This window comes from Burkholderia cepacia GG4, assembly GCF_000292915.1.
Classification (GTDB): domain Bacteria; phylum Pseudomonadota; class Gammaproteobacteria; order Burkholderiales; family Burkholderiaceae; genus Burkholderia; species Burkholderia cepacia_D.
The window spans coordinates 1,104,689-1,116,868 of sequence record NC_018514.1; the positions used below are offsets into that span (position 1 = coordinate 1,104,689).

A 12,180-nucleotide genomic window follows, 5' to 3' on the forward strand; every position below is an offset into this window, starting at 1 on the left:
TATGACCCACACACGCGATCCACATCACCCGCGCCGCGACACGGCACCGTCCAGCGTCGGCCGCCGGCAATTCCTCGAATATGCGGGCGCGGGATTGTTGTCCGCGGTGCTGCCGGGATGCGGCGGCGCGGACACGATTCAGCAATCGACGTATGGCGCAACCATCGCCGCAGGGCAGCAGACGATCCAGGCCGCGCTCGATGCCCGACCGCAAAGCCTCGCCGGCATCTCCGTCGCGTTGCTCAAGGGCAACCAGGTGGTGTGGGCACAGGCGTTCGGGAATGCCTCGGTCAGCCCGGCGGTGGCCGCCACGCCGACGACGCGCTACAACATCGGTTCGGTCACCAAGGTGATCGCGGCGCTGGCCGGCGTGATCCTGCAGGATCGCGGGCTGATCGATCTCGACGCGCCGATCGTCCGCTACCTGCCGTCGTTCTCGATGTTGTCGCCGGAGTACGCCCAGATCACGTCGCGTCATCTGCTGTCACATTCGTCCGGGCTGCCCGGCCAGAACGTCGACAACATGTTCACGTATGCGCCGGTTGCAGGCTATGCGGAGACCGCGCAGAAGGTGCTCGCCAACGAGCACCTGAATCATCCGCCGGGCCAGTTCGCGGTGTACTGCAACGACGGCTTCACGCTATTCGAACTCGTGGTCACGGCAGTCACGGGGCTGAGCTTCACGGATTTCGTTCAGCGCAACATCCTCGCGCCGCTGAACATGACGCATTCAGGCTTTCTGACCAGCGTGCCGACCAGCGGCCAGTTCGCGCTGGCCTACGCGAACGGCACCCAGTACGGACAGGAATTCTCGAATCCGTATGCAACGGGAGGCCTGTCGACGACGCCGCTCGACATGATGAACCTCGCGCAACTGTTCATCGGCAACGGCCTGTTCCAGGGGCAACGCATCGCGTCGGCGGCGGGGATCGCCGACATGCTGACGGACCAGACCGACCGGTGGCAGATCAAGTCGACCCGGCTCGGCTACGCGTATGCGTTTGGCCTGGGCTGGGACGACGTCGACGATCCGGTCCTGCGCGCCGCCGGCGCCGCGGGGGCGTACAAGAGCGGCGGCACGCAGTTCTTTTCGAGCCATTTCTACGTGCTGCCGGCTGCGCAAATGGCGCTGATGATCACCGGCAGCACGGGCTACGACGCGGCCAGCATCGCCCCCGCGATCCTGCTGCAGGCGTTGCAGGAGGACGGCAGCATCGCCGGCGCGCCGGCGCGGGTGAATACCGGTGCGCCGCCGGCGGCTGCGTCGCCGGACGTGTCCGCGGTCAGCGGCGTTTACGGCAACGAATCGACGCCGATGCAAGTTGCCGTGAATGCGGACGGCAGTCTGTCGTTGACGAAATGGAACGGCACCGCGTGGGTGTCGGTCGGCCCCGGTGCCGCGCCATACGTGTACCGCAGCGACGGCTGGTGGTGGTGCGAAGGCGATACCGTGTCGTACCGGTTCGATATCCTGCCGGGCACGGACGATGCGGGCAACGCGCTGAGCAATCGGTATCTGACCAAGCGTGTCGTCGACGGCTCGGGCTATGTGTTCCGCGTCACGCCGTATGGACAGCAGCTCCAGGCGTTGCCGGCGCTCGACAGCGCATGGCAGGCGCGCGTGAACTCGACGTGGAACGTGATCAACGAGTCGGCGCAGTCGGTGTTGTCCGCCGGCATGCTGCGCGTCTCGCTGGGCAGCCTCGGCGCGTTGCCGGGTTATGTCGTATTCGCCTACAGTACCGACGGCGGCACCCACACCAACTACCAGCTGTTGAAGCCGCTGGCCGACGACCGCTGCGGCATGACCGTCAGGGTACCGGTCATGCCGGGCCGCGATCTGTTCGAAATCAGCATGACGACCGTGAATAACGTCGAGACGATGGCTGCTTCCGGATGGCAGTGCCAGCGAGCGTCATGACCCGCGTGAAGCGCTCGATGCTCGACGATCGGCAGGTTCCGAATCGTGGCGACGGCGACGGCGGGCCGGCGAGCCTGCGTCGTCGCCAGTTCCTCGGCTGCGCAGGAGCGGGGGTGCTCGCGGCGCTGCTGCCAGGATGTGGTGGCAGTATCGACAACCGCTACGGGCAGACCATCGCGTGGGGCCAGCAAGCGATCGCGACGTTCGTCGCGCAAGGCGTACCCGCCATCTCGATCGCGCTGCTCAAGAACGACGTCATCGTGTGGCAACAGGCGTTTGGCGTGATCTCGGCAGCCGGCACGCGCGCCACCGTCGAGACACCGTTCAACATCGCATCGGTCAGCAAGGTCTTTGCCGCGCTCGCGGCGGTGATCCTTCAGGATCGGAACCTGATCGGGCTCGATACGCCCATCGTCGAGTACGTGCCGGGGTTTTCGATGCTTTCCCCGCAATACGCGAACATCACGACCCGTCATTTGCTTTCGCATTCATCCGGGCTGCCCGGCAACAATTCCCACAACTTCCTCTCGCTCGCACCGCTGTCCGGTTACGCGGACGACACCTTTGCGGCGCTCGGGAACGCGCACCTGAAGCATCCGCCCGGCGAGCTTGCCGTGTACTGCAACGATGGCTTCACGCTGTTCGAGCAGGTGGTCCTGGCCGTCACACGGTTGAGCTTTCCGGCATTCGTGCAGCAAAACATCTTTGACCCGCTCGGCATGACGCGTTCCGGCTTCCCCGGTGCCGCGCAGGCGCCCGGCGTGCCGCCGAACGCGCGGCTGGACGGCAAGTGGTATGCGACACCCGAGTACGTCAACGCCTATGCCGCGGGCGGCATCAGCTCGACGCCGGGCGACATGATGAAGTTCTCGCAGATGCTGCTCGCGCAGGGCATGTACCAAGGGACGCGGATCGCGTCGGCGGCGGGCATTGCCGGCATGGCGCTGGATCAGACGCAGATCGTCGGCGTGAAGATCAATCCGACGTCCGCCTACCCGTGGGGGCTGGGCTGGGATACCGGTGCGGAAAGGGCGCTGCAGCGCGTGGGAGTCGCCGCGTGGCAGAAGAACGGCGACACCACGTTCTCGAGCTCGCTCTTCGTGTTGCCCGGTGCGCAGATGGCGCTGATGGTCTCCGGTTACGGGGGATACACGCCGGCGGCGCTCGCCGAAGAGGTCCTGCTGCGCGCACTGGTGGAGGACGGCACGATCGCCGCGCTGCCCGCGAAGATCAGCGTGTCGCCGGCTCCGCCGGCTACGGCCCCCGCACCGGGCGACGCGGCCGGCATCTACGCCAGTTGCGACTCGGTCTTGCGGGTGGGCCTTGACACGAACACGCTCACGCTGGACGTCTGGACCGACACTGGCTGGGCATCGCATCCTCAAAGCCCGTTCCGGTACGGCAGTGACGGCTGGTGGTGGAGCGCGAGCGGCAGCGGGCCCGGCTTCGCGTTCGCCGTCGTGCCCGACCCGGATCAAACGGGCAATACCTGCCGCTACCTGATGGTACGCATGGCCGACAATGCCGGCTATGACGCGCTGACGGCGCCCGTCTATCAGCAACTCGCCGCCAATCTGCCCGAACTCGATACGGCCTGGACGGCCCGCATGGGCACGCAATGGCAGGTGAACAACGAGTCCGCCGACACGATTCGCTCCATGACTCACGCGGGTGTGCTGCAGGCCAGCGTGAACCGGCTGCCGGACCTGCCGGGCTACATCGTCATGCGCAACTGCGACGATAGCGGCAAACCCGTCTGGCAGATGCTGCTGCCGCTGGCCGATGGCCGGGCCGGGATGGCGATCAGGATTCCGGGCCTGAATGGCCGCGATCTGTGGGAGGCGATCTTCACGGCCGTCAACGGACGACCCGCGATGACGATCGGCGGCGTGACCTACGCGCCGGCAAGTTGATTGCGGCGCCGGCACCCGCACGGATCAGCGGAAAACACCGGAGAAGACGCGCCAGCGTGGACGCCCGGACGATCCGGAACGCCTGGCGGCGCGTGGGTTGGGCGGACGCGTGCGGGGCAACGCGCAGGCCGGCCGGGAGCGACACCCCCGGCCGGCCTGCGGGCACTTACTTGATGAAGCTGAGCTGCTGGCTGATCCTGTCGAGAACCGGCTTCTTCTTTTCGTTGAAGGCGACCTTGTTCTGCTGGATCAGGTTGTTACCCTTGGTGTCGATCGAGATGATCAGCGGACCGAACACCTTGACGCGGTTGATCCACAACGTTTCCGGCATGCCCAGATCCTGCCATTCCGCGCCTTCGATTTCCTCGACCAGCGTGGCGGCCAGCACCGCGCAGCCGCCGGGGAAGATCGCGTGGACGGCCTTGTGTTCCTGGCAACCCGCCGCCGTTTCCGGGCCCATGCCGCCCTTGCCGACAATCAGCTTGACCCCGGTTTGCGCGATGAACTGGCGTTCGAATTTTTCCATGCGCATGCTGGTCGTCGGACCGATGGAAACCATTTCGAAGCTGCCGTCGTCCTTCTTGCGCACGATCGGGCCCGCATGGAAGATCGCGCCGCCTTCGAGGTCGACCGGGAGTTGTCGACCCTGTTCGATCAGCCGTCGATGCGCGACGTCCCGGCACGTGACGAGGCGGCCGGTCAGATAGACGACGTCGCCGATGTTGAGATCTTCGAGATCTTCGCTCTTGATGGGGGTGGTCAGAATCTTTTTCACAGCACCACTCCTTCGTGGGACAGGATTTCATAGGACAGGTCGGCATTGATGCGGATCTTGCCGCGTCGATGCGCCCAGCAACCGGTGTTGACGGCGACGCCGATGGTCGACGGGTGGCGTGCCGACGACTCGATATTGACGCCCATCACGCTGTTGTTGCCGGTCAGGCCTTGCGGCCCGATGCCGATTTCGTTGAGCCCTTGCTCGAGCAGATCCTCCATCAGGGCGGCGCGCGGATTGTCGCTCTTCGAGTCGACCGGGCGCAGGATCGCCAGCTTGGAGAGGCGGGCGGCCGTTTCGACCGAGGTCGACACGCCGACCCCGACGAGCAGCGGCGGGCATGCATTGACGCCGCGTTCCGTGATGACGTCCATCACGAACTCCGCCACGCCTTCGTAGCCCTGTCCGGGCATCAGGACCTTGGCCGCGCCGGGCAGGGTGCAGCCGCCACCGGCCATGTAGACGTCGATGGTGCAGCTGTCTTGTTCCGGAACGATGCGCCAGTCGAGCCAGGGAATCTGGGTGCCGGTGTTCGTGCCGGTGTTCTTCTCGTCGAACGTTTCGACGGCGTTGTGGCGCAGCGGGCCCATTTGCGTCGCGCCGGCGGTCGCGTCGCGCAGGATCTCTTCCAGTTCGCCCAGCAGCGGAAAATGGGCGCCGGCCTCGACGAAATACTGGATGACGCCGGTGTCCTGGCAACTCGGGCGGTTCAGCTTGTCGGCCGCGTCCTGATTGCTGTCCATCGAATCGTAGATCGACTTCGCAAGCGGATTGGTTTCAAGCGTGCGCAGCTCCGCGAGCTTCGCCGTCACGTCCTTGGGCAGGCGCTTGCCGATATAGGCCGTAAATTTCGCCATGGTGTCCGTCACGGACTGAATGGCTGCTTCCTTGTCCATTTTGCATTCCTCTAGCAACGTATTGAGTGGGGGACGAGCATGTGAGTTCAGTGCGCGGCGGCATTGCCGCGCGTCATCGCCGAGCGCTGCGAACGGGCCAGCGACAGCGTGAGTACGACGGAGAGCACCAGCAGGCCGGCGACGAAACAGAGTCCGCCCGCGAAGCTGCCGGTCTGGTCCTTGATCCATCCGATCATGGCCGGCCCGACGAAGCCGCCGAGGTTGCCGATCGAATTGATGGTGGCGATGCCGGTCGCGGCCGCGGCACCGGAGAGGAACGTCGTCGGCATGGTCCAGAGCGGCGGCTTGGCGCAGCTGATCCCGATGTTGACCAGCGTGAGGGACGCGATCAGTCCGACCACGCTATGGGAGAGCGCGGCAACCACCAGACCGACGATCGCCGCCACGCAGGCCAGCACGACGTGCCACGTGCGTTCGCCGGTGCGGTCGGAGTGGCGTGACCAGACGACCATCGCAACGACCGACACGATCGGCGGAATCGCGTTGAGCAGGCCGACCGTCATCGACGACACGCCGAGATGCCCGATGATCTGCGGTGCCCAGATGCCGAGGGTGTACAGGCCGGCCGACGTACCGAAGTAGATCAGCGACAGGGCAAGCACACGCGGATTCGCCAGGCCGCTGACGATGCCGTGCCTGGCCGTGGTCGCCCGGCTGGCGGCTTCCTGATTCATGACGCCGACGAGCCAGTTGCGCTCGTCCTCTTTCAGCCATTTGGCCTGTTCGGGGCGGTCGGTCATGAAGAACAGGACGACGAAACCCAGGATGACCGCCGGCACGGCTTCGATCACGAACAGCCACTGCCAGCCGTGCAGGCCCATCACGCCGTTCATTTCGAGCAACGCCGCCGACAGCGGCGACCCGAGCGCCGTGGAGATCGGCGCGGCGGCCATGAACAGCGCCACGACGCCGGCACGGCGGCGCGCTGGGAACCAGTAGCCGAGATACAGGATGATGCCGGGGAAGAACCCGGCTTCCGCCGCCCCCAGAAGAAAACGGATGAGGTAGAAGCTCGTCGGTCCCGTGATGAAGGCCATGCACGCGGAAACGATGCCCCACGTAACCATGACGCGCGCAATCCACAACCGCGCGCCGACCTTGTGCAGGATGACGTTGGAGGGCACTTCGCAAATGAAGTAGCCCCAGAAGAAGATGCCGGCTCCGAGGCCGAGTATCGATGCGCTGAAGCCCAGGTCCGTTTTCATCGTCAGCGCGGCGAAGCCGAGATTGACCCGGTCGATGTACGCGACGAAGTACAGCAGCATGATGAAAGGCACGATACGCCAGCTCACCCTTCGCAACGTGCGCTTTTCAAGTTCCATGTCCATGGAATGTCTCCGTTATCCAATGACCAATCGATGTCCGGGCCGTCTGATGCAGCCTCGACGCCGTCTCCCGGAAGCCTTCAGGCGAGCGCTTCGGTGACGCAGGGCGAAGGTTAATCCGATAGAATTTCGTGAGAATCGACCTGGACTTAATTCATCATTGCAAAAAATTCACGAATGAATACGGACTCGGAGCTGGGCTTCTTTTGCTTGCTGGTGAAACAGGGGAGCTTGGCGGCGACTGCGCGCGAATTGAACCTGACCCCGCCGGCGGTCTCGCGCCGGCTGTCGGCCATGGAGGATCGTCTGGGGGTGCGCCTCCTGAATCGCACGACCCGGCGCATCAGCCTGACCAGTGAAGGCGAGGTCTATTTCGCGAACGCGCGGCGCATCCTGAGCGACATCGACGACATGGAGCGTCTGGTGTCCAGCACCCGCGAAGCGCCGAAAGGGTTGTTGCGCGTCAATGCGCCGTTGGGATTCGGTCGATCCTATATCGGGCCGTCGATCCCGGTGTTCAGCCAGGCTTATCCCGACGTCGAGGTGCAACTGCATCTCACTGACCGGCCCGTCAGCCTGCCGGACGAAAGCATCGATTTATCCGTGCGTTTTGGCGAGATGCCGGACTCGCGTCTCATCGCGAAGAAAATCGCGTCCAATCGCCGCTTGCTGGTGTCGTCGCCGGCGTATCTGCGGGATGCCGGTCAACCGGCTCACCCACACGATCTGACGCACCATCAGTGCATCGTGCTGCGGCAGAACGATGCCGCCTACGGCAACTGGCGCCTGACCCGCGGCGGCCGCACCGAGACGGTCAAGGTGCACGGCAAACTGAGCACCAACGACGGGGAGGTCGCGCTGAACTGGGCGCTGGAAGGGCACGGCATATTGATGCGCGCTGAATGGGACATTGCCAAATACTTGCGGAGCGGCCGGCTGGTGCAAGTACTGAGCGACTTCGACACGCCGCCCGCCGACATCTACGTGGTGTATCCGGAACGGCTGAATCTGTCGGCAAAGGTCGCGTGCTTTGTCGAGCACCTGCGAAACTACCTCGGCGAGCATGCCGACGGTCCGTCTCCGGTCGATTCGAACTGGTAGGTCATCGCGGTTGCAACGAGTACCCGGGCCGATGCGCCCGGGTATTTATGGCCTCAACCGCAACGTCACATCCGCATTCGGCGTCGCGCCGACTTTCTCGAGCGCGCCAACCGCAGCGTCGTTGCCTTGCAGGATGGCGTTCTGCAGCGCCGTGCGGCCGAGTGCATCGAGGTGATCCGGATTCGCGCCATGTGCGACGAGCACCGGCAGCATGTCGAGCCGGCCGAACAGCGCGGCGAAGGACAGTGCCGTTTCGCCGGCGTAATTGGTCTGGTCGATCGGGCAGTGTGTATCGGCCAGCCGCTTCGCGATCGCAATCTCTCCCTTGAACAGCGCCCCCATCAGTGCCGTGTTGCCGTGACGATCGCCGATGCATGGGTCGGCACCGTTGCGCAGCAGATAGTCGAGCGTCGCGGGCTGGTCGCGGTAGGCTGCGAGGATGACCGCGGTATAGCCTTCGCGCGTCGTCGTGTCGATCGGGTAATGCGCGTCGACGAGCGACTGCAGGATATCGATGCGGCCGAGACGCGCGGCGGCAAACCACGCATCGTCGTATTGGTGCAGATCGGCGTGCGCGTCGGGGTGGGGAACGGCTGCGGGCGGTGCGAGCGGTGCGCAGGCCGCGAGCACGACGGCGCCCGCGATCGCGAGCGTACGGGAGAGGGCGGTTCGGAGTCGATTCTTCATCTGCGATGCGCGCCACGCATGGCCGCGCGGCGCAATCAGGTAGGGTGGGACGCGAAGGCCGCGCGTGCAGCCTTCGCGCTATCGCCCGATCAGTTCTCGACGAGCTTGTCGGCGAGCGACTTCACACGGGACGGGTCGGCATGCGTCGCACGCGCGAGGCGCGTGCCGTAGTCTGCGTCTGCCTTGTAGAAGTACGACAGCATCGCGTACTTGCTCGCGTCGTTCGTCACGTGGCTCAGGTCGCCCGACAGCGCGGTCACCAGGTCCTGCCGTTCTTGCACGGACAGCATCCGGTAATACTCGCCCGCTTGCCGGAAGTTCAGCGTCTTGCGGATCGCGGCCTGTTGCGTCGTGCCGGCAAGCGGCGTCTGGACCGACTTGTAACGCGGGTTCTGCGCGAGTTCGTTCAGCGTCGACGGCTCGTAGTTCACTTCACCCTTGCGGTCGCCGAAGTTCATCGCGCCGTCCTGGTTGTTGTTCGTGACGGCCACGCGCGGACGATTGATCGGCAACTGGTTGAAGTTCGCGCCGAGGCGGTACATCTGCGTATCCGCGTACGAGAACATCCGGCCCTGCAGCATCCGGTCTTCCGACGGCTCGATGCCGGGTACCATCCGCGATGGTGCAAAGGCGGATTCCTCGGTCGACTCGAAGTAGTTGTCCGGCACGCGGTTCAGCGTCAGCGTGCCGACCTTGCGTTCGGGAATGCCGGCCCACACCTTCGTATCGTCGAGCGGGTTGAAGTCGAACGCGTCGAGTTCGGACGGCTTCAGCACCTGAATATAAAGATCCCACTTCGGCGCGTTACCGGCCTTCAGCGCGCCATACAGGTCGTTCGTCATCAGGTTCCAGTCGGCGCCGATCGAACCCGCAATGTCCTTCGGGCGAAGCCCGTGCATCCCTTGCTGGCTCTTCCAGTGGAACTTCACGTACGTGTACTTGCCGTCGGCGTTGACGAACTTGAACGCGTGTACGCCGTAGCCATCCATGTGCCGGTACGAATCGGGCATGCCCTCGGTCGTGTATAGCAGGGTCAGCATGCTGGTCGCCTCGGGCGCATGCGCGAAGAAGTCGAACGCGAGGTTCGCGTCTTGTACGCCCGTGACGGCGCTCGGCTTGTTCGCATGCACGAAGTCAGGGAACTTGATTGCATCGCGGATGAAGAAGATCGGCAGGTTGATCCCGACCAGATCCCAGTTGCCTTGTTCGGTATAGAACTTCACGGCGAAGCCGCGCGGATCGCGCGCCTGCTCGGGCGAGCCGCGATAACCCATCACGGTCGAGAAGCGGACGAACACGGGCGTCTTCGTGCCGGGCGTGAAGACCTTGGCCGTCGTCAGATCGCTGAGGTCGGCGCTCGGCACGAATTCGCCGAATGCGCCGGTGCCGCGGGCGTGCACGACACGTTCGGGGATGCGTTCGCGATCGAAGCGCTGGAGTTTTTCGATGAGATGCGAGTCCTGCAGCAGCGTCGGACCGTTCGGTCCGGCCGTCTGGGAATTCTGGTTGTCGCCGACGGGCGAACCGTTGTCGCGCGTCAGTTCGACGGCATGGGAAGAAGAGGCCAATGCAACGCAAGCTGCGGCAATCATGCTCTGAAAAAAGCGATTCCCGGTGTATGACATATCGATGAGGTTCCTTGGCTGAGGGGGAAATGCCGACGAAATGTAATGGTTTCGACGTGAAACAAGCCAATTGAATCTCTCTAATTGAGTGATAGGGAGTCGGATATCTAATTCTATAATTCGGCTAACTAAATTAATTTATTCTGCCTGTGATGAAGCAGTGGAAGGCGAGCTATCTGGATGGAAAGGGCTGGTGCGTTATCGGTTTGAGTATGCATCGAGATGGGCCTGCAACGTGACGCCAGCACTCCGTGATCGCGCGATTGAGGGCAACCTTGCTTGTGTGCCGTGGCACTCGCTACGCGCATGTCTGCCAGCGGCGAAGTGTGCGGGTATTCGTGCTCCGCGAATCCGTTGGCCATTCCTCGACGGGAACGAATTGCTGGAAACGGATCATTCGACTGCGCGACGAACAGGGAAGGGCAAAGCGACGGAGGGTGCGGTGCGAACAAGGTCGCCGACTACCAATGGCGACCAGCTGATCGCGCCTTGCCCGGATCGATTGACAACTCGACGGGAGGAATCATGGCGCATCACAATGCGGCGCACGTCGGCACGTGACAGCAAGGGCCGTTTCAAACGGAAAAAGCGGTAACATGAGCTTGCCTCGTGCCGGGCCTTTTCAAATTGATCAGCACTACTTCACGGGTTGACATATGAACGTAACAAAACCTCACATTCGATTTGCCTGGAATGGTTTTGAACGCGGATGGCTATGCAGCAGTGGCGTGCTGACGGTATGGGGCAAATCACCGAACAGTGCCTACGAATTCTGGGTTCTGATGTTCGAGCCAAGTAGTAATTGCCGAATTCGAGCGGACCATCGTGGGCGCAGCCCAATTCCGGCACTTGTCGTAAGCTAAACGCAACAACAAGACCCGGCCTTGGTCGGGTTTCTTTTTTGGGGAGCAGGTGCTTGGAGTTTTGCGCGGCATCTACAATCCAGCGTCCGTCATCAGCTTCCTGACCGTTTCCTTGGACACCCGAATGCCGTGGCATGCGCGCAGCTTCTCGCAGGCCAGCGTTGGTCCAAAATCCGTGTAACGCTCGCGGATCAACGCCAGCGCCCGCTGCGCCTTGCCAGCAGGCAACTGGTGATTGCTCGGGCGCCCACGCTTGCCCGACACCAATCCGGCCACGCCGGCTGCGCGATAGCGCAACACGAGCCGCTCAACTTGCCGCACGCTCAAACTCAGCCGGTCGGCTGCCTGACCGGGCTTGAGCCGGCACTCGGCCACTGCCTCAATGACCTTCAGCCGATCCACTTCACGCATCGTCATGGTGATCGTCCCAGTCGCGTTCATCGCCGGCGCTCCCTGTGAGGTGTCGGCGATCAACCTACAGGCCAAAACACGACATTTTTATTTAGCGGAAACGCGACATCTGAACTTGGGACCTACACATAAAATTTCGATAATTCACGTTATGTCAAATGAGGTAAATGAATCGAGCACTTCTTGCCGCAAGCTTCCGGCCCACTCCAGACATCAATATCACGAGCAAGTCGAGTCGCGATTTTGACGTGCTCGGTTAGAATCGGCCTTGACCCAGGAAAGGAACGACCTGCGAATGTGACTGCCGCAAAGCCGTCGTCTGAGCCGCATGGGTCCCTTTCATTGACCAAGACATTGCTCAAGAGATATGCCCGTGAAGCCATTGCACAGGCGCCTGACGTCGCCGGTTCAGTATCCGGGTGGGTTCGCATACCACGTAACACACGGAATCCGACTCCCGTCCATCGCAAAGAATGGCCTGGTCCCAGGTTACCGCGGTGTCCAGCATGACACCGGCAAGAATTGGTTCAGCCTTGGGGCCGCGAAGGAAAGCGCGTATGGCCATGACATCGTATCCAGCCATAAGGATCGGTGGTTTGTCCGCGGTCGAAGGCGGCTACTTTCAAGGTGTCGCTGTTCTTC

Annotated in this window: 8 protein-coding genes and 1 pseudogene; 3 read left to right on the top strand and 6 right to left on the bottom strand. The window is 63.2% G+C overall.

What is annotated here, in order from left to right:
- Position 1: 1 nt before the first annotated feature.
- Both GEM_RS20760 and GEM_RS20765 read left to right on the top strand, forming a co-directional pair.
- Complete coding sequence (locus tag GEM_RS20760) at positions 2-1,921, top strand: serine hydrolase domain-containing protein (RefSeq protein ID WP_014899350.1); 1,920 nt, start codon at positions 2-4, stop codon at positions 1,919-1,921.
- A gap of 17 nt (positions 1,922-1,938) precedes the next feature.
- Positions 1,939-3,834 (top strand): serine hydrolase domain-containing protein, encoded by a 1,896-nt coding sequence (locus tag GEM_RS20765; protein WP_080599507.1) that lies wholly within the window; start codon positions 1,939-1,941, stop codon positions 3,832-3,834.
- Between the two features lie 166 nt (positions 3,835-4,000).
- Here GEM_RS20765 and ttdB read toward each other — a convergent pair whose 3' ends face one another.
- Genes ttdB through GEM_RS20780 form a run of 3 tightly spaced genes read right to left on the bottom strand, consistent with a single transcriptional unit; the run spans position 4,001 to position 6,854 of the window.
- Complete coding sequence (gene ttdB / locus GEM_RS20770) at positions 4,001-4,609, bottom strand: L(+)-tartrate dehydratase subunit beta (protein WP_014899352.1); 609 nt, start codon at positions 4,607-4,609, stop codon at positions 4,001-4,003.
- Positions 4,606-5,505 (bottom strand): L(+)-tartrate dehydratase subunit alpha, encoded by a 900-nt coding sequence (ttdA, locus tag GEM_RS20775; protein WP_014899353.1) that lies wholly within the window; start codon positions 5,503-5,505, stop codon positions 4,606-4,608. Before ttdA ends, ttdB begins: the two co-directional genes overlap by 4 nt.
- A 47-nt stretch (positions 5,506-5,552) precedes the next feature.
- The gene (locus GEM_RS20780; RefSeq protein ID WP_014899354.1) at positions 5,553-6,854 is read right to left on the bottom strand and encodes an MFS transporter; all 1,302 of its coding nucleotides are present in this window, start codon (positions 6,852-6,854) and stop codon (positions 5,553-5,555) included.
- 174 nt (positions 6,855-7,028) lie between these two features.
- Between GEM_RS20780 and GEM_RS20785 the strand changes: the two genes are divergently transcribed.
- The gene (locus GEM_RS20785) at positions 7,029-7,952 is read left to right on the top strand and encodes a LysR family transcriptional regulator (RefSeq protein WP_014899355.1); all 924 of its coding nucleotides are present in this window, start codon (positions 7,029-7,031) and stop codon (positions 7,950-7,952) included.
- A 45-nt stretch (positions 7,953-7,997) separates the two neighbouring features.
- On the opposite strand, the gene GEM_RS20790 is transcribed toward GEM_RS20785, so the two are convergent.
- The 3 genes and pseudogenes from GEM_RS20790 to GEM_RS20800 form a co-directional block, all read right to left on the bottom strand.
- The gene (locus GEM_RS20790; protein WP_014899356.1) at positions 7,998-8,639 is read right to left on the bottom strand and encodes an ankyrin repeat domain-containing protein; all 642 of its coding nucleotides are present in this window, start codon (positions 8,637-8,639) and stop codon (positions 7,998-8,000) included.
- An 89-nt stretch (positions 8,640-8,728) separates the two neighbouring features.
- A complete protein-coding gene (locus tag GEM_RS20795) occupies positions 8,729-10,264 on the bottom strand; it encodes a catalase (RefSeq protein WP_014899357.1) in 1,536 nt (511 codons plus the stop codon).
- Positions 10,265-11,202: 938 nt separating this feature from the next.
- A pseudogene (locus GEM_RS20800) lies at positions 11,203-11,568 on the bottom strand (helix-turn-helix domain-containing protein); the annotation flags it as partial.
- Positions 11,569-12,180: the final 612 nt, after the last annotated feature.